The sequence below is a fragment of the Chitinophaga sp. 10T418 genome (assembly GCF_056394125.1).
In genome coordinates, this window is sequence record NZ_JBFTHG010000001.1 from 187,794 (window position 1) to 212,713 (window position 24,920).

General features: G+C 44.4%; 19 protein-coding genes and 1 tRNA gene. 10 read left to right on the forward strand and 10 right to left on the reverse strand.

Going from position 1 to position 24,920, the window contains the following annotated elements:
* Positions 1-4 precede the first annotated feature (4 nt).
* The 7 genes from AC1DCV_RS00720 to AC1DCV_RS00750 form a co-directional block, all read right to left on the reverse strand.
* A complete protein-coding gene (locus AC1DCV_RS00720) occupies positions 5-2,983 on the reverse strand; it encodes a SusC/RagA family TonB-linked outer membrane protein (protein WP_477021408.1) in 2,979 nt (992 codons plus the stop codon).
* A gap of 652 nt (positions 2,984-3,635) precedes the next feature.
* Entirely contained in the window at positions 3,636-4,247 is a 612-nt protein-coding gene (locus AC1DCV_RS00725) for a carboxypeptidase-like regulatory domain-containing protein (protein WP_477021409.1), read from the reverse strand.
* Between the two features lie 233 nt (positions 4,248-4,480).
* A complete protein-coding gene (gene yiaA, locus AC1DCV_RS00730; protein WP_477021410.1) occupies positions 4,481-4,915 on the reverse strand; it encodes an inner membrane protein YiaA in 435 nt (144 codons plus the stop codon).
* A gap of 142 nt (positions 4,916-5,057) precedes the next feature.
* A tRNA-Met gene (locus tag AC1DCV_RS00735) sits at positions 5,058-5,129 on the reverse strand.
* A 268-nt stretch (positions 5,130-5,397) separates the two neighbouring features.
* A complete protein-coding gene (locus AC1DCV_RS00740; protein ID WP_477021411.1) occupies positions 5,398-7,047 on the reverse strand; it encodes a family 2A encapsulin nanocompartment cargo protein cysteine desulfurase in 1,650 nt (549 codons plus the stop codon).
* Positions 7,034-7,957 (reverse strand): family 2A encapsulin nanocompartment shell protein, encoded by a 924-nt coding sequence (locus AC1DCV_RS00745; RefSeq protein ID WP_477021412.1) that lies wholly within the window; start codon positions 7,955-7,957, stop codon positions 7,034-7,036. The genes AC1DCV_RS00740 and AC1DCV_RS00745 overlap by 14 nt, the downstream gene beginning before the upstream one ends.
* A gap of 262 nt (positions 7,958-8,219) precedes the next feature.
* Positions 8,220-9,014: an SDR family NAD(P)-dependent oxidoreductase gene (locus tag AC1DCV_RS00750; protein ID WP_477021413.1), complete on the reverse strand. Its 795-nt coding sequence runs from the start codon at positions 9,012-9,014 to the stop codon at positions 8,220-8,222.
* Positions 9,015-9,117: 103 nt separating this feature from the next.
* Between AC1DCV_RS00750 and AC1DCV_RS00755 the strand changes: the two genes are divergently transcribed.
* Positions 9,118-10,023, forward strand: a complete 906-nt coding sequence (locus AC1DCV_RS00755) for a LysR family transcriptional regulator (RefSeq protein ID WP_477021414.1) — start codon at positions 9,118-9,120, stop codon at positions 10,021-10,023.
* 43 nt (positions 10,024-10,066) lie between these two features.
* Here the strand turns inward: AC1DCV_RS00755 and AC1DCV_RS00760 are convergent, their stop codons facing one another.
* Positions 10,067-10,837, reverse strand: a complete 771-nt coding sequence (locus AC1DCV_RS00760) for an NIPSNAP family protein (RefSeq protein ID WP_477021415.1) — start codon at positions 10,835-10,837, stop codon at positions 10,067-10,069.
* A 96-nt stretch (positions 10,838-10,933) separates the two neighbouring features.
* Between AC1DCV_RS00760 and AC1DCV_RS00765 the strand changes: the two genes are divergently transcribed.
* From AC1DCV_RS00765 to AC1DCV_RS00780, 4 genes are all read left to right on the forward strand, one after another.
* The gene (locus tag AC1DCV_RS00765) at positions 10,934-12,049 is read left to right on the forward strand and encodes a suppressor of fused domain protein (RefSeq protein WP_477021416.1); all 1,116 of its coding nucleotides are present in this window, start codon (positions 10,934-10,936) and stop codon (positions 12,047-12,049) included.
* A gap of 152 nt (positions 12,050-12,201) precedes the next feature.
* Entirely contained in the window at positions 12,202-13,074 is an 873-nt protein-coding gene (locus tag AC1DCV_RS00770) for a TraB/GumN family protein (protein ID WP_477021417.1), read from the forward strand.
* 11 nt (positions 13,075-13,085) lie between these two features.
* Positions 13,086-13,589, forward strand: coding sequence for an RNA polymerase sigma factor (locus AC1DCV_RS00775; protein ID WP_477021418.1), 504 nt, complete (start codon positions 13,086-13,088; stop codon positions 13,587-13,589).
* Positions 13,579-14,202, forward strand: a complete 624-nt coding sequence (locus AC1DCV_RS00780; protein WP_477021419.1) for a hypothetical protein — start codon at positions 13,579-13,581, stop codon at positions 14,200-14,202. The genes AC1DCV_RS00775 and AC1DCV_RS00780 overlap by 11 nt, the downstream gene beginning before the upstream one ends.
* 52 nt (positions 14,203-14,254) lie before the next feature.
* Here AC1DCV_RS00780 and AC1DCV_RS00785 read toward each other — a convergent pair whose 3' ends face one another.
* Both AC1DCV_RS00785 and AC1DCV_RS00790 read right to left on the reverse strand, forming a co-directional pair.
* A complete protein-coding gene (locus tag AC1DCV_RS00785; RefSeq protein ID WP_477021420.1) occupies positions 14,255-15,151 on the reverse strand; it encodes a glycerophosphodiester phosphodiesterase family protein in 897 nt (298 codons plus the stop codon).
* A 26-nt stretch (positions 15,152-15,177) separates the two neighbouring features.
* Positions 15,178-15,432, reverse strand: a complete 255-nt coding sequence (locus AC1DCV_RS00790; protein WP_477021421.1) for an RNA polymerase sigma factor — start codon at positions 15,430-15,432, stop codon at positions 15,178-15,180.
* A gap of 233 nt (positions 15,433-15,665) precedes the next feature.
* Between AC1DCV_RS00790 and AC1DCV_RS00795 the strand changes: the two genes are divergently transcribed.
* From AC1DCV_RS00795 to AC1DCV_RS00815, 5 genes are all read left to right on the forward strand, one after another.
* Positions 15,666-18,155 carry a DUF2339 domain-containing protein gene (locus tag AC1DCV_RS00795; protein ID WP_477021422.1) on the forward strand — a complete coding sequence of 830 codons (2,490 nt, stop codon included), beginning with the start codon at positions 15,666-15,668 and terminating at the stop codon, positions 18,153-18,155.
* The gene (locus tag AC1DCV_RS00800) at positions 18,112-19,407 is read left to right on the forward strand and encodes a hypothetical protein (protein ID WP_477021423.1); all 1,296 of its coding nucleotides are present in this window, start codon (positions 18,112-18,114) and stop codon (positions 19,405-19,407) included. The genes AC1DCV_RS00795 and AC1DCV_RS00800 overlap by 44 nt, the downstream gene beginning before the upstream one ends.
* A 160-nt stretch (positions 19,408-19,567) precedes the next feature.
* Entirely contained in the window at positions 19,568-20,158 is a 591-nt protein-coding gene (locus tag AC1DCV_RS00805) for an RNA polymerase sigma factor (RefSeq protein WP_477021424.1), read from the forward strand.
* A gap of 93 nt (positions 20,159-20,251) precedes the next feature.
* A complete protein-coding gene (locus tag AC1DCV_RS00810) occupies positions 20,252-21,418 on the forward strand; it encodes a FecR family protein (RefSeq protein WP_477021425.1) in 1,167 nt (388 codons plus the stop codon).
* Positions 21,419-21,627: 209 nt separating this feature from the next.
* Complete coding sequence (locus AC1DCV_RS00815; RefSeq protein WP_477021426.1) at positions 21,628-24,903, forward strand: TonB-dependent receptor; 3,276 nt, start codon at positions 21,628-21,630, stop codon at positions 24,901-24,903.
* Positions 24,904-24,920: the final 17 nt, after the last annotated feature.

The window sequence follows — 24,920 nt, forward strand, 5'->3', positions numbered from 1 at the left end:
GCTTTTAAAATCCAAGGTTCAATCCGATAGTATAGGAGCGGGTACGCGGGTAAAACCCTCTGCCGTCTATACCGGAATCCAGGGCGGTATCCTGTAATTCAGGATCAAGACCGCTGTATTTGGTGATGGTAGCAATGTTACGTCCGCTGGCATATACGCGCAGACTGCGGATATATTTTGTTTTCAGTTGGAAGTTATAGCCCAGGGTGATGTTATCCAGTTTTACGAAATCTCCTTTTTCGAGGTAGTAATCGGAGAACTGTGGATCAGCATTCAGCTGGGCATTTTTACCGATGGCATAACTGAGCATGTTGTTTGGTGCCCATTTTTTGTTACCGAAGTACATATCCTGCAGGTTCAGGATATCGAAGCCAAATTTGCCACGGAAGAAAATACTCAGGTCAAAGTTTTTATAACGGAAAGTATTGTTCCAGGAAGCCATGTATTTAGGAATACCATTTCCGATCACGGTTTTATCATCCGGATTAACGGTGGAGATATCTCCTATGCTGCCATCTTTTTTATAGAATTGCCATTTACCATCTTTGGTAAGGCCAGCATAACGGTATCCAAAGAAAGTACCCAAGGGGCCGCCTTCGACTACGCGGATAGCGGAACCAAGGTTGCCCGGAGAGGGAAGATCTCCAAAATATTGCTCTGTGGTTTTAAATATCTGGTTAGAAAAAGAGACCATTTTATTCCGTTGGGAGTTAAAAGTCAGGTCACTGTTCCAGGTGAAATCTTTTGTTCTTACTGGTACGGCATTGATGACTACTTCTACACCATTGTTGGAGATAGCACCTACGTTGGTGAAGATGTTATCAAGAATATTGGAAGGTAATTGCGCGGTATAGTTAAACAACAGATCCTGTGTTTTACGGCTATATACATCGATGGAACCACCTAGTCTGTTTTGGAGGAGGGAGAAGTCCAGGCCTACGTTGAATTCTTTTTTCTTTTCCCATTTCAGATCCGGGTTAGGGTTTTTGTTGGGACCGTAAGTCTGGATCCATTGACCGTATTGAATGTACGCTCCACCTGTTCCCAGGGTGAGCAGGGATTGGTAGCTGGGAATGCCCTGGTTACCGGTAATACCATATCCTGCGCGCAGCTTCAGGTTATTGATGACTGTTAGGTCCTGCATGAAAGCTTCTTTTGAAATCACCCATCCTGCGGAAACTGCCGGGAAGTTACCCCATTTGTTATTGGCACCGAAGCGGGAAGAACCTTCATGGCGCAGGATGGCCTGCAGCATGTATTTTTGTTTGTAGTTATAGTTGATCCTGCCGAAGAAGGCGATCAGGGTATTGTCTATTTTGTTACTGCTTTGCTTTGGAGCAGGGAGGGTTTTGTCAATCAGTGCATTGCCGGCAGCGATGTTCCAGTCTTCGAATGCATCGGTGAGGAAGCCGTTGTTGTCCATCGCATATTTTTCCAGTGTACTATATTGGTAGCTATAACCGCCGAGTACATTGAAGGTATGATCCGAGTGAATTGTTTTTGTATAGTCAACCGTTGCTTCAAAGGTTTTATCCATGGCTGCGGAATTGGCTTTATATGCGTAGCCACCTCCTTTATAGTCCTGGATAGAAGAGCGGGAGAGTTTACTTTTGTATTGGCGATCGTTGTATTCATCGCGGACGATGGCGCCGAATGCAGAAATTTTCAGATCGCGTATAGGCTCCAGCGTTATACGTGCATCGCCGGAATAGGTTTTCTGATCTCTTTCATACAGTTCCTGGTTTAAGCGGGCCAGCGGGTTATAGTTATTGAAACCATTTGTTTCAATGTATTTACCGTCCGGGCCAAAGATAGGCGCAGTAGGATTGCGTTGTACTGCCTGTTCAAAATCGGCGCCTGCGTTGCCAGCTTTGTTGTCGCCACCGCCGCTGTTGCCACCATTGAGGTTGGCTTTATTAAAGTTACCTGCCAGGTTGAATTGCATGGTCAGCAATCCCTGTAATCCGGTCTGATTTACGTTTACACGGCCACCATATTGTTTACGGCCGTTCTGCAGGGCAATACCATTTGCATCGTTATAGTAGAGAGATGCGCGGTAGTTGCTGTTGACAGTACCACCCGAAGCGGCGAAGTTATGATAATGACTGAGGTTGTTTTTGTCCAGCAACAGATCATACATATCTACATCCGCTCCCTTGTTCTGATCCTGTCCGGCAATTTTTACATATTCCGCTGCGCTTAAGATGCTGGGTCTTTTGGCGACCGCTTCTCTTTGCAGATAAGTAGAGTAGGTGTATTGCGGATCGCCGGCTTTCCCTTTTTTAGTGGTGATGAGAATAACACCGTTGTTACCTCTGGTACCATAAATAGCTGCGGCAGAACCATCTTTTAATACATCGAAAGTGGCGATATCATCCTGTTGCAAGAGGTCCAGGTTACCACCCGGAATACCATCAATGACGATTAAAGGATTTTTGTCGCCGGAAAGGGAACCGATCCCTCTGATCTGAATAGAGGCGCCACTGTTGGGATTGTTCCCTTGTGTTCTGGTAACAGATAAACCGGCTACTTTACCCTGGATCAGATCCATCGGTGAGCGGGAACCGCCCTGGTTAAAGTTTTCCGCTTTTACTGTTGCTACAGAGGTGGTTACTTCATTTCTTTTTTGTGTACCGTAGCCCACTACCACTACATCCTGCAGTGATTTGGAGGCAGTGACCAGTTTTACAGTCAGGGGGGCACCTGCACCGGCAGGTACTTCCTGTGGCTGATATCCTATAAAGGAAAATATCAGAACACTGTTTTCCGGTGCCTGCAGACTGAAACTACCGTCTGCTTTGGTGATGGTACCGGAACTGGTATTTTTTATCTGTACAGAAACACCCGGTATTGGTGTTTTATCATTGGCATCCGTCACTTTGCCGGATATAGTTTTGCCCTGTGAAAAGGCAAAGAGCGAAAGAAGCATCAGGAGAGTACTGGCAATACTCATCCCCGCCCAAAACGTGGATCGTTTGTGCATATACAATTATTGAAGTTGGTTAATAAGAAAAGCCCGGCTGGTTTATTGAAAAAACGATTTAGCAATAAACCTACAGGCTATTTGTTTAAAGTTTTGATACGATTGAGTACTATTTAAGTGATTTATAAAATGGTAAAATACCTCACAATGGAGGGCGTCACCTGGCTTCCGGTCAGGTTGGCAATGGTTTCCCTAATAATGTAGCATAAGCAAAAATTACACGATACCTCACAGTACTGGTTCTTCAGAAGAATATCGATTTAGCTAACAATTAGAATAACAAGTGTTTTAAAAAAATCATCTTCGGAATTCCCCCGGCATAACAAGGTGTTGTTTTTTTAGTTTTTTCATACACGCGGGTTTGCGATGCAGCGACTTTCTAACACTGATTGGATCAGTATTAAAAAAATCGATTTAGCAATGGTTTCTAAAAAAAAGATTCAAGGAATCTTCCATTTCAATAACAAGTTTCAAAAACGTAGCACGTTATCTCTTCTTCGGGAATAAAAGTAATATTTATTTGTATTAAATGAAATCATTTTTAACATTTTTTTTGGAATGCCAGGAAATACAGGTGTTCACGCATAATTAATTAAAACGGGGAAATTATTTCCCATCACAGGTTTTTAAAGACTAACGGGTAATCAAAATATTATAACAGGTTACAAAACAAAGCCTTCAGCAGAATTCCGCTGAAGGCTTTGTTTGCAATGTACCAGGTGTATAAAACAGGGGGTTCTAAGGATAATTTTTTCGTAGCACCGCTTACGTTACGGGTTACTCCTTCGAGCATATCGAAGATCTGTTGATCTGCCAACAGCTTTGAGGTGACTACCTGTATGTTTTGTGGTGTTTGCAGTAGGGGAGTGGTTAATCTCAGTGTTGGAGATAGGGCGTTCACCTGGTAGCGCTGCCGTTCGGATGATATCACAATTTCGCGTAGCTGAGCATCAGAAGCATCTAGTTGGATGTTGGGGGTCGCGGCTTCGCCGGCAGTAACGGTAATATTTTGCTGACTTGTTTTATATCCGATCAGTGATACCAGTAACTGGTAGTCGCCTGGTGTTAGTTTCCCGAATTCAAATGTTCCTTTGCTGTTGCTGACAGCACCCTTGTTCCCGTTTTTTAATTGAACGGTTACGCCGGGAGTCACTACGCCATCGGAAGTGGTAATGGTTCCTTTAATAGTGCCGGTGTTCTTTTGTGCGATTACATTAACAAGGATCAGCATCAGGCTGACCATAAAAAAGAACATGCGTTTCATTGAGTGATAAAAGATTTGCTGTCTCATTGGAATGAGAAAATGATTCGATTTAAATTACTGGTTACTCCATAGGAGCCACGCAAAATTAGCCGTACCATCCTTGTGGGCAGCAACGAATCAGGGAAAGTATTTATGTATTCCGGAAAAGGGAAGGCGTATTTTTTTCTTGTGGGGACTGGTGGGTAGGGGACGGGAAAAAGTCAACAGGGTGGCTACCACCCTGTTGAAAAAAATTAAAAGTCGGAAGTAGCTGTTTCTTTGACAACCGGGTTGCTGTCTTTCGCAGCCTGGCTATCGCGGGTATTTTTTTGTACGGTAATAGCACCGAAAACGCTGAGCAAAAATGCAAAAGCATAGAATCCCTTTTCACTTGGGGCCAGTGTTGCGTTCCATAATCCTACTGTTAACAATAGGATGGTGAGCAGCATAGATACCCAGCTAAGTCCATAATAGATATCGGTAACGGGGATACCTTCGATTCTGTCTCTTACGCATTTTTGTACTGATACGGCGGCAAAGAGGCCATACATTAAAACGGTGAAGTAATAACCTTTTTCGTTCAGTTGCATAGTGGTGGCATTCCATAAGCCGATGATAAAGCCCAGGATACCTGCAAATACTGCTACCCAGGAGGCTGCAATAAATGCCATTGAAGGTTTTTGTTTCATTGATTGAATCAAATTTTATTGATGGGATTGGGTTGATGGCTAACAAGATTGCGATGTGCATATTGAAGGCCTGCTGTAATAATACTATTTATTTTGCATAAAAAAAGTCCTGAACAATGTGTTCAGGACTTTTAACTTTTTGTAGCGAGGAGCGGATTCGAACCACTGACCTTCGGGTTATGAGCCCGACGAGCTACCTCTGCTCTACCTCGCAATGTGGAGTGCAAATGTAGGTAAATAAATTAAACTGCAAAATTTAAATATTGTTTTTCCTGAGCGTAGCCGCATGTTTCAGGAGATTGGCTATTTTTTTATTATAGAAGATGCGGCTTGTAACTGTTTGCTGTGGCTTGTTTAGATAGATAATGTAAAAGTAATTGAGAGGTGCCGGTGTGTGAAAAATATTTTTTTAAAGATGATGAAATGAAAATAGAATTGTTCAAAATCAACTCATTTATCATTTCATCATCTACATAAAATATTTAAATTTTACTCCTGCGTAAACGTAATAATGTATTTACGAGTGTATCAATATCTCCGCAACTATTGTAAAATGCCAGTGATGGCCTTACGGTACTTTCCACGCCAAACCTGCGCAGGATGGGTTGTGCGCAGTGGTGACCGGATCTTACTGCGATGCCTTCCTGGTTCAATGCGGCACCTACCTGTTCAGTGGTATAGTCTTTAAAAACAAAAGACAGCACACTGGTTTTATCAGGAGCGGTGCCTATTAAACGCAGTCCTGGCACATCTTTCAGCAATTGTGTAGCATATACCAGCAGGTAATGTTCATATTGATATATAACATCAATGCCTATATGATTTACGTAATCGATGGCGGCGCCCAGTCCTACGGCATCGGCAATATTACCGGTACCTGCTTCAAAACGGCCGGGGGCGGCATGATACTGGGTATGTTCGAAAGTAACGTCCTTAATCATATTGCCACCACCTTGCCAGGGTTGTGTTTCATTGAGTAGTGCTTCTTTACCATAAAGTACGCCGATCCCGGTTGGCCCAAAAACCTTATGCCCGGAAAATACGTACCAGTCGCAGTTCAGGCGTTGTACATCTGCACGCATATGAGATACCGCCTGTGCACCATCTACCAGCACTTTAGCGCCGGCCTGATGTGCGAGTTCCACTATCTGCTGTGCCGGTGTAACAGTGCCGAGAGCATTCGATACCTGTGTAAACGAGACCAGCTTTGTTTTAGTACTGAGCAGTTTCTGGTATTCCGACAGGATAATTTGTCCGTCTTCATCTACCGGAATAACTTTAATCACCAACCCTTTTTTGCCGGCCAGCTGTTGCCAGGGAACGATGTTGGCGTGATGTTCGAGGTGGCTGAGAATAATTTCATCGCCGGCCTGCAGGAACTGTTCCCCCCAGCTTTTCGCCACAAGGTTGATGGCTTCGGTGGCACCGCGTACAAAAACAATTTCATTGACAGAAGCGGCATTGAGAAAGGCCCTTACTTTTTCGCGGGCGCCTTCATACGCATCTGTGGCACGCGCGGCCAGTTCGTGTGCTGCACGGTGAATATTTGAATTTTCGTGTTCGTAAAAACTACTGATACGATCAATTACCAGCCTCGGTTTCTGCGTGGTGGCGGCATTGTCCAGCCATATCAGCCGGCGTCCGTTCACATGTTCCTGCAGAATAGGAAAGTCGGCCCTGATCAGATTTACATCCAGCGGGGGCTGCGCAACGCCGGTAATACCGGCTTTTTGTTCCGGTAAAAAATAGTATGAAGTGCCGGGTGACGGCAGCTGCGAAGTATACGATGATACGGGAATACTTTTCAGTGCGCGCTGCAGTTCCTTTTCAAAAGACGGGTCGTAAGCCGCCGGATGTTGGGAGAGTGCAGACGGAGAAATACCACTGCCAGCTACAGAGGCAGGGATGCCACCATTACCGGAAAAGTGTGGGTCCGGTAAACTGGTAGGCGCCTGTGTAACATCTGTTACACTACCCTGTTGCAGCAGCGGGTCCTGGATGGGGGCAGCAGAGGCGTATGCCGGTGGCAGTACCTCATTACCGGATTGCAGGGAGGAAAATAACTGGTTAGCCAGCTTTTCCAATGCAGCAATGTCCGGTAATCCATCAGTATTAAAATTATTTGTATTCATGGTACTTGCCTATTTCTACATCATCCAATACAGCAATGGCATCATCTACCAGCACTGCCAGTGAACAGTAAAGAGAAACCAGATAAGAAGCAATGGCCTGGTGGTTAATACCCATGAAGCGTACAGACAGTCCGGGGGATTGTTCTCCAGGCAGATTAGGCTGGTAAAGACCCACCACGCCTTGTCTGCTTTCGCCGGTACGCAATAAGATGATTTTTGATTTGCCGTTTTCAATAGGCACTTTATCTGACGGAATCAGCGGAATGCCGCGCCAGGTAATAAATTGGGAGCCAAACAGCGAGACGGTAGGCGGAGGTACACCTCTGCGGGTACATTCGCGGCCAAAAGCAGCGATGGTTAACGGATGCAGCAAAAAGAAGCCAGGCTCCTTCCATACTTTGGTGATGAGTTCATCAAGATCATCCGGAGTAGGGGCACCGGTGCGTGTTTTAATTCGCTGAGAAGCCACTACACTGTGCAGCAGGCCATACTCCTTGTTGTTGATTAATTCGCTTTCCTGCCTTTCTTTGATGGTTTCAATAATCAGCCGCAACTGTTCACTGATCTGGTTGTAAGGTTTACTGTAGAGGTCAGAAACACGGGTGTGAACATCCAGTACAGTGTTAACTGCGCTGAGGTTGTATTCACGGGGATTGTCGATGTAATCCACAAAAGTTTGTGGCAGTTCCCGTTCATCCCTGCCTGAGCAATCTACGGTTACATTGCTTTCATCCTTTACTTTGTTGAGGCGGTACACACCTGATTCTACCGGTATCCAGCTCATTAGCTTGGTGAGCCAACGCGGGGTAATGGAGGTCATCTGTGGTACGGTACGCGTAGCGATGGCCAGTTGCCTTGCTGCTACGTCGCCAAGTGCTGTTTGGACCTTTTGTTGAATTTCATCTGCCATGGGGAGTCAGTTTTTGAAATTTTAAAAAATGAAGTTTTTGTAAACAGGGGAAAAATGTGTGGTGGCTCATTTCTTTCCTGCTGGTGGGTGTAATAGGGGTTAAATTAAGTCTTTTTGATTAAAAATCCATGTTAATCATTAATCATTAATGGCGATGAGCGCGGTGGTTGTTTGGGGTGCTTATTTTTTTGTGAGATGATGACACAGGTTTCCCATCTCCTGCTATAAATAACGGGATGATGGGAAAAGAAAAATATAAATATTAGAAAATAGTTCTCAGTAAACCGCCGTCAGCACGGAGTGCGGCGCCGTTGGTAGCGGCAGAAAGGGGGCTGGATACATAGGTGACCAGGTTGGCTATTTCTGATACGGTGGCGAAACGCTGGATAAGGGAGCTGGGACGCTTGTTTTTGAAGAAGTCCGCTTCTGCCTGGTCCTGGCTTACATTGTCTGCATCTGCTAATTTTTTGATGAATTCATCCACACCCTCTGACTTGGTGGGGCCAGGCAGTACGGTGTTGACGGTTACATCCGTGCCTTTGGTTAATTCGGCCAAGCCGCGGCTGATAGACAATTGCGCCGTTTTGGTTGTGCCATAATGGATCATTTCTTCCGGGATCATGATTGCCGATTCGCTGGCGATAAAAATAATGCGGCCCCAGTTTTTAGCCAGCATTTTAGGGAAAAAGTAGCGGGAAAGACGAACGCCACTGAGTACATTGACTTCAAAAAAGCGCAGCCACTCTTCATCAGTAATTTCCACAAAAGGTTTAGGCTCAAAAATACCCGCATTGTTTACCAGGATATCCACGTCCTGTACCTGATCCAGCATCTGCTGTACTTCGGCTGCGTTTGAAAAATCTGCTGCCACCCCGGTCACGTCTGCTGTTGGAACCTCTTGTTTCAACTTTGCAATCGCTTCATTTATTCTACCAGTGCTGCGGCCATTGATAATAACAGTAGCACCTTCTTTTAAAAGTTGGAGGGCAATAGCAAAGCCGATTCCCTGTGTGGAACCGCTGACGAGCGCTCTTTTGCCCTTTAATTGTAAATCCATAGTTGTAATATTTAGTATTGAGATGCAAATTTACCGCCACTTAATCTATAAATTTAATAATATGCTTTATTGATAAGTATAAATAAATTTATACTTTTATATTATGGTAAATTTTGAATGGTACCGGACTTTTAAGGCCATCTACCAGTCAGGTACTTTAACAGGCGCCGCACAGGAATTGTTGATTTCACAGCCTAATGTGAGTCAGCACTTATCTGCGTTGGAGAACTATATTGGTCATCCGCTGTTTGAGCGCAAGCCCAGGCAGATGGTGCCCACCAGCTACGGGCAACTGTTTTATACCCAAATCATAGAGGCCGTAGAGAAGCTGGAGAAGATAGAGGGTGACTTCAGCCGCAGTTGTGTGGCCAGGTGCATGACGCTCATCACTATAGGGGCGCCCAAAGAGTTTTTTGACGCCAGGCTAACCAACCAGCTGGACCAGATTGGGGATGCCAACCTCGTAGTGGAGTTCGGGTTGACCAAAGACCTCGTGCAGAAACTGCTGAAAGGAGATCTCAACTTTGTGGTATCTACCAGTGCGGTGATGGAAAAGAATATTATTTCGGAGCCGGTGCTCTTTGAAAAATTTGTGCTGGTTGGTAGCCCGGACATTGATCCGCAGCCTCTAAAGAAATATATCAGGAATGAGGACCTGGAAAACATAGAAGCCTGGATGCTGGCGCAAAACTGGTTTGCCTATAGCAGTGATCTGCTGGCCATCCGCCGGTTCTGGCTGCATAACTTTAAGAAGCGGCCTGCCATGCGGGCCCGGTTTACGGTACCTGACTTCAATTCTATATTGAAATCCATGCAGCACATCGAGGGAGTGACGGTTGCCTCTGATTACCTGGTGAAAGAGCTGGTACAGCAAAAGAAACTCAAATTGTTATGGAGCGGTAATGAGCCTACCACCAATACCATTTACCTGGCTTACGATAAAACCAAGGCTACTGCACAGAATATTGAAGCAATCAGGAGGATGTTCAGTAAGGAAGTAGCAGTGTAAGCACCGGATAGATAACTGCCGCTGTCATCCACCCGGTACGTTATTATAAATCGGAATAATCAGCAGGTCTTAAAAAGAGGATCTCCGATTTGGATACGTTATGAGCATATTCTTCCAGTGCCGACAGGCTTTTCCATTTGGCATCTGCGCTAAAGGCTTTCCAGTGTGCATCCCGGTCTTCTTTACTGTTAAAGGTGGTCATGTACATCAGGTTAGGCATACGCGGGCCCGAAATAACGGAGGCATAAAAAACGGCATTGAAATTAAGATTTTTGAAGATGCCTATTTCATCCCCGGTATTAAACATTTTTACTTTATTGACATGGTATTTTTCAGAGGGACTTTCATAGCTGCGTAATTCGTATACCCGTTGACTTTTGGGCGACTGCAGCGAAGGAGCCTGTAGCACGGGCATGCCGGGGAATGCCTGCAACAGAATAGACTCTATACGCGTATAAGGAATATTATTCCATGCCGCGTCCGTATAGTCGGCGCCGTTAGCCTGTAAGGTTTTGTCGGCCTGCAATGTTTTATCCAGTCCCGCAAATTGCTCCAGCGATTGGAAAGGAATGAATACATAGATCCTGATATCGGCAGTATCTGTGGTAACTGGTTTAAACACACCGGCTGCTTTGATACCTGCACGGTGCAGGGCAGGCAGGTAGGCTTTTTCGAGGTAGTTGTCTACCAGCGTTTCCTGTGCGGCTGTTTTCAGGTGATAGATTTTAATCTGGTAAAATTGCCGCTCTTTTGCAAACAGGGTGGTAGCGCTTAAAAGCAGGAGTGCCAATAACAAAGTGGAATATCTCATCATAAAATAATTGTATAATTGACAAAATACAGCAAATAAATCAGGATTTATAGTCCTGTTTGAATGCACTACTTTTGAACGATCTTAAAAAATGTAATTATGTCTGAGCCGGTAATGTTGATAGACCAGCCTAATAACCGAGGAACTTTATATGCAGTGGTAGAGCAGGATGACAGAGTGGCTTACTTCTACCTGTATCCTTCAGAGTTGCTTCAATCTAAATATTCTCCCCGTCCCTGCTGGCTGCGTAATTTGCAGGCAGCGCCGGAAAAGAAAGATGTGGCTGCTATGAAGGAGGGCATGGCGCCTATGCTGGAAGCTGCTTTTTGTAATCATCCGCAGGGAAAGGAGCCGTTGGAGAAAGAACGTATTTCCATTATATGGATGGAAGAAGGGGATGGTGCAGCAGTGATGTATGATGGTGAAATACTGGGCGTTATTCCCGGCTGGAGTTTATATAACGACGAACATGCCGTGGCCTATGCCGTGGATTGTATTGGGGCTGCTGAAAATGACCGCCTGATGCCACTGGGCAAGCGCGGGGCTAATGCCATGTATGAGCGGGTAGATCAGGCAGTGGCTTTCTGGAATGAGTGGTCTGATGAAACTTCCCAGGCCTGGGGTATCCTACAAGATAAATATATTACTGCCTATGAGGCGGAATACGGGCCTATTCAACAGTATTATGCCATAGATGGCGGGCAATGGCCTCCTATGGCATTGGGTAAGTTTGAAAAAGAAGGCGTAGTATACCTGTTCACCATGGGGGTGAGCATACGGCCTATGCCCTGGGTAGAATTGTTGTACAATGATCGGGCACCTGGTTTCCGCCGGATGGAACTCGCTATGGCAGTGAGCAAAGCAGATTTCACCGATAAGGAGATTATGACCATGGCAGGGTTAATGTCCGGCCTGGCAGACAGACCGTGGAAACAGGTTACCTGGCTGGGAGAGGGGCATACTGTGAGTGCGGAAGACTTGCCGGTGCCTTATGAAAGCGTAGTGATATCGGCCGCCTTATATAGTGGACCAGCCATTCAGCTACCGGAAGTATATGGCGACAAAGTGAACCTGTACTGGTTATCACCGATCACCAAACTGGAACGTGAGTTTGCTCACTTCCGGCCGAATGCAGGATATGATTTGCTGGAGAAAATGATCCATCATAACCTGAATCATGTTGTTACTAAAAGAGCAGAACTGCCTTTTGAATAAAAAATATACTTTTATATAGTAATTAAGGCCTGCTGATTGCGGGCCTTTTCCTTGTCTACCCTTTATTTTATGATTTTTCTAAAAAAAGTTTGAAAAATCTGTAACGAAATGATTCCACCGGTTACTAATCCTAAAAAGAAATTTAAAAGCATATGAAAATCATCTCCCGGAATATCGCCGCTATCGCATTCGTACTAACAGGCTTATTTGCCGGTACAGCAGAGGCACAACAATCCGCATTAGAAAACTCTCTTCTCTGGGAGGTGAGTGGCAACGGATTAGAAAAACCTTCCTATATCTATGGTACTATTCACATGATTTGTGACAGTGATTTTAAGATAACAGATAAAGTGAAAAAAGCTTTTGGTCAATCATCTCAGTTGGTACTGGAAGCAGACATCTTTAATCCTGAAATGGGGAATTTAGTAAAAAAGGAAATGATGTCTGATGTGCCACTCAGCAAAAAGTTAGCAGCTGCCGACTATGCGTCAGTAGATTCTATTATGCAGCTGAAATGTGGAATGCCGCTGAAAGCGTTGGATAATTTCAAGCTGTCGATGGTATTATCCCTGGTGTCCGTTAAACTATTCCCTTGTGCCGTTCCGCAATCTTTTGAAGCAGCATTTGATAAAATGGCGAAAGAAAAGAATATGCATAGGAATGTATTGGAAGAAGTAGTAGCACAAATGGAATTCCTGAACAAAGCCTTTACAGATTCACAAATCATTGCACAGGTGAAAGCCTTTGACAGTTCGGCTATAGGCACTAGTCAAATGGTAGCTATGTATAAGGCAGAAGATATTAACGCGCTGTATAAATATATGACCAAATCAGATTTAATGGATGAAAATACCGTGCGCTGGATGTTGGTAGAAAGAAATAATAACTGGGCGGAAAAGATGCCTGCCATGATGAAGAAAGAAAGCAGCTTCTTCGCGGTAGGAGCCGCACACCTGCCGGGATCTATTGGCATCCTCTCTCTCTTAAAAGCAAAAGGATATACGGTTAAACCTATTATGAAATAAAGCATCCTATTTTGAAAAGCAAGGAAAAAGAATTTCTTGACCTGATAGAAACCCATAAAGGAATTATTCATAAGATTTCCAAAATGTACATGGATGCGGAAGATGATCAGCAGGACTTAACGCAGGAAATCATCTATCAACTCTGGAAATCTTTTGACTCCTTTCAGCAACAAAGCCGCTTTTCTACCTGGATGTACCGGGTTGCGCTGAATACCGCATTGGTATTCTTCAAAAAAGAAAAAAAGAAGATGGCCGTTACGGATATCATGYCGGAGCATATTGCGATGGAAGAGAATGTAACCGCTACCAAAGAACTGCAGTTGTCGCACTTTTATAAGGCAGTACAAAAACTGGAAAGATTAGAAAAGGCGCTGGTTTTTCTTCATCTCGAAAACTATTCACATAAGGAAATCGGAGATAACCTGGGGATTTCAGAAGGGAATGCAAGAACAAAACTCAGCAGGGCAAAAGACAAATTAAAAGAACTCATTAAACAACAAGGCTATGAATTTTGATGATATAAAATCTGCATGGAACAACGAGGAGGATGACCAGGTGGTAGTGCCCTCCAGTGTAGATCAGTTGAAAACCTTGCAACTGCCGTTAGAGAAGATCCGTAAAAATATGCAGTATGAATTTTATATACAGTTGATCAGTTTAGTTGTGATAGGATTTGTACCCAGGTATACCTATTTCAATCCGGTATTGGTTATACCTTTTTATACGGTGTATTTTGTAGCCTTAATTATTTCCGGGTATTATTTTTTCAAATTTTATCTTTTCTATAAACGTCTTAGTACAAATACACTCCGCTCCAGGGACCATTTATATGCGTTGTATTATGAAGCCAGGCTGAATATTGAAATGTATAAATCATTTGCCTATACGTTAATTCCACTGGCATTAATCGGGGCGGCCCTGTATGTCGTGAGTCAACCCGATGGAAAATTGAAGGACGTATTTCAGATGGCCGTCACCCGACAGGGGGTAGCAGTGTCGTTGGTTATTCTCTTTTTGCTGGCGGTGTTATTGATCATGGCGGTAACGGAGCTTTGGGTGAGAAGTTATTATGGAAGATACCTGGATCAGATAAAGAGAGTACTGGATGAGTTTAAGGAGAACGTGTAATTTTTTGATAAAGTAAAAGGGTTGGTCATTGTACATGACCAACCCTTTTTTATTACTGCTGGTAGCTACCAGTTACTTTAATCAGTTTATCGGGTGCATTGGTAATGATACCATCTACGCCATCCGCTATCAGTTTTTTGAAATCACTGTCTTCATCTACTGTCCATGGAAGAACGGCAACTTTTTTAGCATGTGCTTCTTTTACCAGGTCGGCTGTTACCAGCAGGTAGTAAGGGCTGTAGATATTTGGTGTGAATCCCAGTTTTTCCAGGTTAGCGCTAAAGCTGTCTTTATTACCGATTAATAAAGCAGTTTTTTGTTTGGGAAAAGTTTGATGTAATACCTGTAAAGTACGGATATCAAAAGATTGAATAATCACCCTGTCAGTAATTTTCTTTTCTTTGATCACCTGCATCAGTAGCGCTACAAATTCCTTTGGTGCCGGATTGTAGGTGCCATCGCCATCAGGAGCGCTTTTGGTTTCCATATTGTAATACACCGGTTTCAGGTGATGTGCTTTTACATAGGCTTCCACGCTGTCAATCAGGACCGACAGCAATGGTTTATGAACCATCATTTTTTGCTGTTGCGGAAAACGGGGATGAGGTTTGGTACCGGCATCATATTTTTGGATACTGTCGTAGGTCATTTTATAGAGTGCCAGGCCTTTCTCTTCCGCTTTGGTAACATCTGATCCGTCTGGTTTACGCATAAATTCGGCCGACATGTAAGCATCATGTGATACGGCTACTTTATTATCTGCGGTAATGATACAATCCAGTTCCAGTGTTCTGGCGCCCAGTTTCACCGCATTGAGCATAGCGGGAATGGTATTTTCCGGCATGAGTGCCATACCGCCGCGGTGTGCCTGTACATCGATCGATTGTTGTGCAAAGGCGCCACCACAGAGCAGTGCGCCACATAAAGTTAAAATTAAACTACGGTTCATATCAACAGTGATTTTTTAAGATTATTTCAATAGCCACATTTGTCCATTAATGTCAGTTCATTGATATGAATGGAAAGGGTGGCTTGCAGGTTGGAGCATGATCCGGTTAAAGATACACGGTATTGCCATATTTTGATGAAGGTGCATTGCGTTAACTCCCTGGTTATATCATGGGGTTGTTTCCTTTTCAGGAAGTGGCGAAATAGTTTGATGTGAAACAGGTCATATAACTGTTTAAACGCTTTTTCGTTTCCATTCTTTATTAGCGAAATGTTGAGCATTTAAATATAAATATTGCAGCAGTTTACTTATGGATCAGGATCATGCAAAGTGAATTATAAATGATTAATCGACAAGGTTATTTTAATGTTAAGTGGGGTGAGGAGCAATATTTTCTTATCATGTTAAGCCTTGGGAATAGACGGTTGTATATCAATATATTAACATCTTCCCGATTAAAAATTTATATTTAGGTAGTGTTAACTTTTATTCATCCAATACCTATCGGTTAAATATGTTCGAAACGATCGCTTTTCTGTTGCTGGTGGCTATTTTCATTGTGTTGTTAGTCTTCAAGGGGGAAACAGCTACCTCTATACTTGTTTTAAAGGCCCAGATAATGGACCTGCAAAAACAGTTACTTGAATTAAAGTCGCCTCCCAGACCAGGATCGGTAGTGGAAAAAGCCCAGGATGTTTCAATGGAGGCATCGGCTCCTCCGCCTGTAAGGCCGCCGGAAGATATACTATCGCCGAAGCCGGAGGTGATATTCCGGGAACCGGCACCAGCCCCCAAACCGGAGCAGGTACCCGATGTCGCTATTCCCGAGCCGGAGTATATTCCCGAGCCGGAAATTGTGATACCTCCTGTTGCTGCTGTGGAAGCTACTACCTGGTCGGTATCGCCGGACGTGCTGGCGCATCTGGAACCTAAACATAAGGAACCAGCACCAGATAAACCTGGGTTCTGGGAAAAGAACCCGGATATTGAAAAATTCATTGGGGAGAACCTGTTTAATAAAATTGGTATCGCGGTGTTGGTACTGGGCATCGGGTTTTTCCTGAAATATGCCATAGATAAAGACTGGATCAATGAAATAGGCCGTACGTTTATTGGCATTGTTTGCGGTGGTTTATTAATCGGGTTATCCTACAAAATGCGCAAAACCTTTGCTGCATTTAGTTCTGTGCTGGTAGGAGGCGGGGTGTCTGTCCTTTATTTCACGATTACAATTGCCTTTCACCAATATCACCTGATCAGTCAGGCGTTGGCCTTTGTACTCACTATTTTTATTACCGCATTTACTGTATTGTTATCGCTGAATTACAACCGGAAGGAGCTGGCGGTTATTGCCATTATTGGTGGATTCTCCGCACCTTTTATGGTGAGCACCGGTGAAGGAAATGTGGTGGTACTGTTTACATACATCCTGATCCTGAACATAGGAATGCTGGTATTGGCCTACTATAAAAAGTGGAATATTGTAAATATCATTTGTTACCTCGCTACTATATTATTGTATGGTGGCTGGGTGTCGTATCATCTTACGGAAGAACATTCTGCGAAGCCGGTACCTTATGGTATAGCCCTGGTATATGGCACATTATATTATTTTGTGTTTTTTGCCATGAATGTGATTAACAATGTGCGTAATAAGAAGTCCTTTCATGCCCTCGATATCTGCATCCTGCTGAGCAATACTTTCCTGTATTATGCTGCGGGTATGGGGATTCTGAACGAATTGAGCGGCGACACGTGGCAAGGGTTATTTACGGCTTTGATGGCGGTGTTTAATTGTATTTTTGCGTATAGTCTTTACCGTAATAAGCGTGCAGATCGTACTTTGATATTTTTGCTGATAGGATTGGTATTGACTTTTGTGAGTCTTACTGCACCTATACAATTGCATGGTAACTATATTACTTTATTCTGGGCTGCGGAAACAGTATTGTTGTTATGGTTGTGGCAGAAGTCCGGTATCGTTTTGATGAAATATGTTTCGGTGCTGGTATTGGCGTTGATGACCATCAGCCTGATGCTCGACTGGAGCCAATTATACGCTGGGTCACTGCGTCATTTTATGCCCTTCATTAATAAAGCTTTTATAACAGGCATCGTATCCATTATCGCTTTGGTGTTACTTCGGAGATTATGTAAAGCAGAAGATCCGGAGAAGCCTTTTATCATAGATCTGTCGGTATCTTTTTACCGGACAGCCCTGATGTTGTTCTCGGTGATCCTGATTTATGTGGTGTTGTTACTGGAGTTGTTATACCAGAGTAATTACTATTTCGTGTTATTGACCCCGGTATTGGCAGGCGCTTATAATTACCTGTTTATAGCGGTATTGCTGTATTTCAGTCGCGATAAATTTAATATGGCACGGTTACCGTTGCTGGGACTTGCGTTGGTATTGGTGTTGGCGTTCCCGATATATTACAACCCGGCTATCATCAATGTAAGAACAGAAGTGCTGGCGGGTAAAGCGCCGGCAGCTTATTTCTTCACACACTATTTATTGATGGTATTGCTGGTAAGTGTCATTTACCAGGCATGGAAAACAGTGGCCTCCTTTAATCGGGAGGACTATCAGCGGGTATTCCAATGGATTAGTTCCGCAGTGATTTTGTATATCATCAGTGCCAGTCTGGATCACCTGGTGGTATTTATGGGGAATAGTGCATCTGCCGAAGCTGCATTGTACAATACCCATCGTGTTGGCTATGCTATCCTGTGGGGGGCATTTGCCTTTGTGTTGATTTACCTCGGGCTGCGCTGGAAATCAAAGGCGGTGCGTATTATTTCCATTTCTGTATTCGGACTTACCTTACTGAAATTATTTCTGTTTGATTTTGCCGGTTTAGGAGAAGGTGGAAAAATTGCTGCCTTCATTTCATTGGGTGTTATTCTGCTGATCATTTCGTTTATGTATCAGCGTTTGAAAAAAATATTATTTGCAGATGATCAACAACAACAACAAAGTGTTCCGGAAAACAATGAGTAAATATATACTGCTCCTGTTGCTGCTAATGGGCGGACATGTAGCTGCGCAACAGCCGGCTGCAAAGTTCACGTGGCAGGCAGCTTTGCCTCTTGTGGCACAATCGGGATTTTATCATATTGCCCTGCCCCCAGCGGTAGCAGCAAAGCTGAATAATGATGCTACGCCGAATTTCCGTATTTACCAGGGCAGCAAAGAAGTTCCTTATTTGCTGCAGGAACAGGTAGGCGGCTATGATGTGTCCAGCTTTGAATCTTTTGAGGTAACGGATAACATTCGTTCGGCGGGAAAAAATTCCACTATTGTGTTTCATAACGCTAATGGTTATACGCTTGATCATTTTGAAATGGTATTCAAAAATGCGCGTGTAATTAAAACCATGCGTATCAGTGGAAGCAACGACAACAAAAACTGGTATGGTGTAACGGATACTTTTGTTTTTGATCCTGCCAGTGCAGTGCCGGATTCTTCCAGTACTACGCTGGTAAAAACAATTGGTATTCCTTCTTCTAACTATGCCTGGTACCAGTTAATCATTAACGATTCTACCAGTGCGCCGGTATTTATTGAAAAGATTGGTCGTTACCGGACGAATAGCCGCGCTAAGGAATACACGCCGGTGCCGGCTCCCAAAGTAAGTATAGTTGCCGCTGATAAGTATCCGCATGAAACCAGGGTACAGTTGAACTTCGACCGGCCTTACCTGATCAACAAGTTATCTTTCAATATTACCGCACCGGCATTGTATCGTCGCAGAGCAGTGATGATGGTGGAAAGGGAATTGTTTGATGGAAAAAAGACGATTACCCAACCAGAGGATATTGCTTCTTTCGAGCTTTCTTCAGATCAGCCAGCACAAGTGGTTTTGCCAAGCCCTGGTAATTATAAACGGCTTTTCCTGGTGGTGCAGAATGACGATAATCCGCCATTGCAATTCGGCGCCGTCAATGCCTGGCAGCAAACGATCTGGCTTACAGCGAGCCTGCAACAGGGACAATCTTATGTTATCAAAGGTGGGGATGTTAATTTGCCCGCACCGGTATACGACCTGGCTTATTTTAAAGATAGTGTACCCGCCAATATTCCGCTGATTCAGCCGGAGCAACCGGTTAATATCGCGGTAGCGGTGACAGAAGAAGCGTCTCCGACCGTGTTTAAAAGCAAATGGTGGATTTGGTTAGGGATTATCGCCATCGCCGTTTTCCTGGTGTTTATTGCGTTTAAAATGCTTAAGGAAATGCAGGGAAAGCAATAGTTGTGCACAGGATATTTTTGAGAAGGGGGTGGCTACGAGTTTACATTTTGTGAACTTTTAGCCACCTTTTTCATTTTATGAGATACAACGAACTATAATTTATTTTTCCTACTTTAGTCTGCTATTCACACTAACATTCCACTACCAGGCTTACCAGCGCATGCACGACCACCTATACAGTGACAGAGAACTATTCCAGCTGATCTCTGAAGGCGATGAATCAGCCTTCAGGCAACTCTTTTATACGTATGGTCCGCAGTTCCAGCCTTTAGTGATCCATCTTACCAAAACAACCGCTGTAATGGAAGATATTATCCAGGAAACTTTTCTGCGGGTGTGGATGAGCCGGGATAAATTGCCCGGCATTGAAAATCCGCGGTCCTGGATGTTGCGCATTTTATTTCATCAATCCTTTAGCTATTTACGGCATCAGGCAGTGCACCACAAAGCGATGGATGCGATGGGGGCAGATCCTGATATGAATAGTGCCACAGAAGAGGCAGTAGCCTTTACCGCTACTTTGCGCCTGATAGGTGAAGCTGTGCATAAATTGCCTCCGCAGGCAAAGCGTATTTATTTACTGAGCCGGGAGAAGGGGTTGAAGATCCCGGAAATAGCGGAAGAGCTGTCGCTGTCTCCCAGTACCGTTAAAAATTCGCTCGTAAGGTCACTTCATGCCATCCGCAAGCACCTGGAGGGGGCCGGACATATAATACCATTCTGGCTGCTGTGGCTGTTTTACGGGCAATAGCAATTTTTTTTAAAAGTAGTAGGTCCTAAATGTTCCGTTGTGCGTCTGTTATGTAGAGAGAAATTACCACGTTAAACTGAAAAACGATACCAATTGATCATCCACGAACGCCTGGTGTACCTGATTCACCAGGTTGAAAATCAATCCGCTACCGCCGAAGAGTTGCGGGAACTGTCTGATCTTATGATGGAAGACAGTACCGGCATGCTTGCTGCTCAGATTGAGCAACTGCTGCATGTATCCCCGGTTCTGGTGGATACTCCCCTCAATTGGGATCAGCTGGCGGATAATATCCTGGGGGCAGATCGTCCGAAGGTGGTACGTATGAGGAGATGGAGCTGGGTAGCAGCAGCGGCAGTGCTGGCCCTTATCAGCATAAGCAGTTATTTCTTCCTGCAACAGCGCACTACTACAAAAGTGCCGGTGGTAGCACAAAAGAAAAATACAGATATCCAGCCAGGCGGAAATAAAGCAATACTTACATTGGCAGACGGATCGGAGATATTGCTGGATAGCGCGGCCAATGGCACCCTTGCGCAACAGGCGGGAACGCAGGTAGTCAAATCTGCCGGCGGGCAGCTGTTGTATCGTTCTTCGGAAAAAGAAAATCCCAACACCGCCTTACTCTTCAATAAAATTTCGACTCCCCGCGGCGGGCAATACCAGTTGACTTTACCGGACAGTACCCGTGTGTGGCTGAATGCCTCCAGTACCTTACGTTTTCCAGCCACCTTTGCAGGACATACAAGAAAAGTACAACTCACCGGGGAAGCCTATTTTGAAGTAGCGAAAAATGCCGCCATGCCTTTTACAGTGCAGGTGGAAGACCTGGAAGTACAGGTATTAGGCACACATTTCAACATCATGGCATATGATGATGAAGCACAGATTAAAACAACTTTGCTGGAAGGCGCCGTGAAGGTAAATAAAGCCGGAAATAGTAAACGACTGGCTCCCGGAGAAGCAGCGCATCTGAACCGGAACAGCGGTACGCTGGCGCTATTGAAAGACGTAGATACGGAAGAAGCCATTGCCTGGAAGAACGGATATATTCAGTTGGAAGGAAACGACCTCCACGCCGTGATGCGGCAAATTGCCCGCTGGTACAACGTAGATATCGTATACAAAAGTAATGTGCCTGCGCACTTCAGAGGCATTATCCCGAGGAATGTACCTATATCCCAGGTACTGAAAATGATGGAATTAACAGGAGAAGTACATTTTGAAATCACGGAGCACCAAATCATCGTATCACCATAAAACCAGCATAAAGACTAAAAAACCGGAAGTGGTTCGAAGCACTCCCGGCAAGTAAGGGTCTATAAACCATAATCGTTTCAGCAATCATTTTTCATTTACCCAAACCATACAAATGTATGTATTTAAGGCTTTTTTTCCAAAGCAGGGCTCCCCGTGTGATATGGAGTCAAGAAGGTTTTTCGCGATTGTCAGCAAAAATTTTACGGATCATGAAACTGATAGTGCTTTTAATGACCATAGCCCTCACGCAGGGACATGCGACAGGATATGCACAAACCGTATCCATTTCCCAACGGAATGTATCTCTTGAAAAAATTTTCCGGGAAATCAGGAAACAAACGGGCTATGCTTTTCTTTGTACCAGCGAGCAAATGGAACAAGCGCATAACGTGAGTATGCAGGTGAAAAATGTTCCCCTGAAAACTGCCCTGGACCTATGTTTCGAAAATCAATCCCTTACCTATGTTATTGCTGACAAAACAATCATTGTTAAAAGAAAAGCAATGGTTGAAACAGAACAACGGGTAGCAGATATCATCGTAAAAGGAAAAGTGCTGAATGATAAAGGAGAACCACTTCCGGGTGTTACCATTCAACTGAAAGGCACGGTGAAAGGTGTGATGACTAATGATCAGGGTGCATTTGAAATTGCGGTGCCGAACAACAGTGCTATGCTGGTGATCTCTTCTATCGGTTTTGACCGGCAGGAAATAAGCGTAGACGGCCGGCAATACCTGGATATTATGTTGCAACCGGCCGCATCAAAGATGACGGAACTGGTAGTAGTAGGGTATGGAGAACAGAAGAAAAGGTCCGTTACCAGTGCTATATCTTCTATCTCTGCCAAAGATTTTGAAGGGCAGCCCGTTAATCGCCTGGACCAGGTATTGCAGGGAAGAGCGCCAGGCGTACAGGTAACCAATGCTGCCGGTTCACCCGGTGGTAGTGTCAGGATCCGTATCCGCGGTACCAACTCCATTAACGGTGATAACAGCCCCCTGTATGTAGTGGATGGCTTTGTTGGTGCAGAGTTTTTTGCTATCAATCCGGACGATATTGAATCAATACAGGTGCTCAAAGACGCCTCCGCTACTGCTATTTACGGCAGCCGTGGTTCTAACGGTGTGATTATCGTAACCACCAAAAAAGGCAGTAAAGGCGGTTTGAAAGTGAATGTTTCTACCCGCTTGTCTTCCTCAGAAGTGATTAAGAAATTAGACCTGCTGGATGCGTCAGAATTTGCGCAAACCGCCAATGCGCATGCTGCCGCCATTGGTACCGCATTGCCCTTCTCTGATGCACAACTAAAAGAGATTGCTGCAAAAGGCGGTACCAACTGGCAGGATGAAATATTCAGACGGGCCTTTGGACAAGAGTATATGCTGAGCCTTTCCGGCGGTAACGATAAAACCGGCTATTTCATTTCCGGTAATTATCTCAACCAGGATGGCGTGATTAACAATTCCTCGTTCAAACGTTACACCATCCGGTCCAACATTAATTCAAAACTCACCAACAAGATTACCGCATTGCTCAATATCACAGGTTCTTACAGTGATGCACTGAATATAGATATTCCCGCAGATGGCCCCCATAGCCCGCTTGCGCAGGCCATTACCTGGTCGCCTACAGTGCCGGTAAGAAAAGCAGATGGCACCTATACCGTCACAGATCCTGTGAGTTCAGTATTCTTTAACCCGGTGGCCATCACTACAGAGCAGTTGGCAGTGCGGGAAAGAATGCTGGCAAACCTGATCGGCGGATTTAAATTTGATGATGTCATTGTACCCGGACTTTCACTGAACCTGCAATACGGCGCCAACTACCTGGGATATGATGATAAGAGTTTTACCGGGAAAGTGGTGAATTCCGGCACAGCTACAGCCGGTATCAGATCTAACAAAGAGATCCGTTTACAGAATACCAACACATTGAACTACAAGAAGATATTTAATGATCATAGTCTGGATGTTACCGCTGTAGCGGAGTACCAGCAATCCACTTATAATTACGTGTCTGCCGGTGCATCTAATCTCACCTATGAAAGTTTTCAGTGGAATAACCTGGGATTGGGAACAGCCAGCAGTCCGGGTTCCGGCTATTCAAAATGGAGTATCTTTTCTTTAATGGGCCGCATTAATTACGGATTTAAAGACAGGTACCTGCTTTCCGCTGTCATTCGCAGAGATGGATCTTCTAAATTCGTTGGGAAAAATAAATTCAGTTATTTCCCTTCTGTGTCCGCAGGCTGGATCGTTTCTGAAGAACCTTTCATGAAAGACCAGCAATTATTCAGTAACCTGAAATTGCGCGGTAGCTGGGGATTAACAGGCAGTGAAGGCGTAGGTCCTTACAGTACCTTCTCCGCTTACTCCAACAGGATTGCCTCGTTTACCAACTCCACTTTCCAGAATGGTATTGTATTGGGCAATATCGGGAACCCTGACCTGAAATGGGAAACCACCGAGCAACAAAACATTGGATTGGATATCGGCTTTTTAAAAGGACGGATTAATGTAAGCGCAGACTACTTTGAAAAAAATACCCGTGACCTGTTGCTGAATGAAACCCTGCCTATTTACCTGGGTGGAAATGTGATCACCCGCAATGTGGGTACTGTGCAGAATAAAGGCTGGGAAGTAGCTGTGGATGCAGATGTAGTTAATGACAGATTGGTGAAGTGGAATACCGCTGTGAATGTATCCTTCATTAAAAATAAAGTAGTGTCTATTGGCGCCGGTAAAACCATTCTGTTTGATCCCAATAACCGGAAGATCGGTTCCGGTATGTCGCCTCAATCTGAATTTGTGGTGATGCCCGGGCAGCCATTAGGGGCTATTTGGGGGCTTACTTATCTCGGAACATGGAAACCATCGGAAGCAACAGAAGCGGCTAAATTTGGGGCTAAACCGGGCGATTCCAGGTACCTGGATCTGAAAGCAGATGGTGTGATAGATGCCAATGATTATGGTGTGATCGGTACAGGTATCCCTAAAACTTCTGTAGGTTGGAATAATACCGTTTCTTACAAACATTTTTCCCTCAATATATTTTTCCAGGGCATGTTTGGTTTCGATCGTCTGAATTATAACAATGCTGCAACTATGTATTATGGTGGCGATGCGAGGGAAGCTACTCTGCGCCAGATCAAAGACAGGTACATCCCGGGTGTAAATGAAACATCTAATATTCCGGCTTTCAGTACCACCAACAGGAACTTCACACAATCTACCCGTTTCCTGGAAAAAGCAGATTTTATAAGGTTGAAGAACATCAGTCTGTCCTACGAATTCCCTAAATCTGCTATCCGGAACATTGCCGCCATCAAGGTTTTCATTGGCGCCACCAACCTTCTGACGATTACAGATTATAGCGGTATAGATCCGGAAGCGAATTCCTCTGCCGGAGATTTCCGCCAGGGTATTGACTACGGTTCTTATCCTAATGCTAAAACTATTACGGGCGGTTTTTCGCTTAGTTTTTAAATCATTATCAAACGGTT

Bases quoted from the DNA above. Each gene is read 5' to 3' on its own strand.
- AC1DCV_RS00720 (WP_477021408.1), bottom strand. From the start codon at position 2,983: ATGCACAAACGATCCACGTTTTGGGCGGGGATGAGTATTGCCAGTACT.
- AC1DCV_RS00725 (WP_477021409.1), bottom strand. From the start codon at position 4,247: ATGAAACGCATGTTCTTTTTTATGGTCAGCCTGATGCTGATCCTTGTT.
- yiaA (WP_477021410.1), bottom strand. From the start codon at position 4,915: ATGAAACAAAAACCTTCAATGGCATTTATTGCAGCCTCCTGGGTAGCA.
- AC1DCV_RS00740 (WP_477021411.1), bottom strand. From the start codon at position 7,047: ATGAATACAAATAATTTTAATACTGATGGATTACCGGACATTGCTGCA.
- AC1DCV_RS00745 (WP_477021412.1), bottom strand. From the start codon at position 7,957: ATGGCAGATGAAATTCAACAAAAGGTCCAAACAGCACTTGGCGACGTA.
- AC1DCV_RS00750 (WP_477021413.1), bottom strand. From the start codon at position 9,014: ATGGATTTACAATTAAAGGGCAAAAGAGCGCTCGTCAGCGGTTCCACA.
- AC1DCV_RS00755 (WP_477021414.1), top strand. From the start codon at position 9,118: ATGGTAAATTTTGAATGGTACCGGACTTTTAAGGCCATCTACCAGTCA.
- AC1DCV_RS00760 (WP_477021415.1), bottom strand. From the start codon at position 10,837: ATGATGAGATATTCCACTTTGTTATTGGCACTCCTGCTTTTAAGCGCT.
- AC1DCV_RS00765 (WP_477021416.1), top strand. From the start codon at position 10,934: ATGTCTGAGCCGGTAATGTTGATAGACCAGCCTAATAACCGAGGAACT.
- AC1DCV_RS00770 (WP_477021417.1), top strand. From the start codon at position 12,202: ATGAAAATCATCTCCCGGAATATCGCCGCTATCGCATTCGTACTAACA.
- AC1DCV_RS00780 (WP_477021419.1), top strand. From the start codon at position 13,579: ATGAATTTTGATGATATAAAATCTGCATGGAACAACGAGGAGGATGAC.
- AC1DCV_RS00785 (WP_477021420.1), bottom strand. From the start codon at position 15,151: ATGAACCGTAGTTTAATTTTAACTTTATGTGGCGCACTGCTCTGTGGT.
- AC1DCV_RS00790 (WP_477021421.1), bottom strand. From the start codon at position 15,432: ATGCTCAACATTTCGCTAATAAAGAATGGAAACGAAAAAGCGTTTAAA.
- AC1DCV_RS00795 (WP_477021422.1), top strand. From the start codon at position 15,666: ATGTTCGAAACGATCGCTTTTCTGTTGCTGGTGGCTATTTTCATTGTG.
- AC1DCV_RS00800 (WP_477021423.1), top strand. From the start codon at position 18,112: ATGATCAACAACAACAACAAAGTGTTCCGGAAAACAATGAGTAAATAT.
- AC1DCV_RS00805 (WP_477021424.1), top strand. From the start codon at position 19,568: ATGCACGACCACCTATACAGTGACAGAGAACTATTCCAGCTGATCTCT.
- AC1DCV_RS00815 (WP_477021426.1), top strand. From the start codon at position 21,628: ATGAAACTGATAGTGCTTTTAATGACCATAGCCCTCACGCAGGGACAT.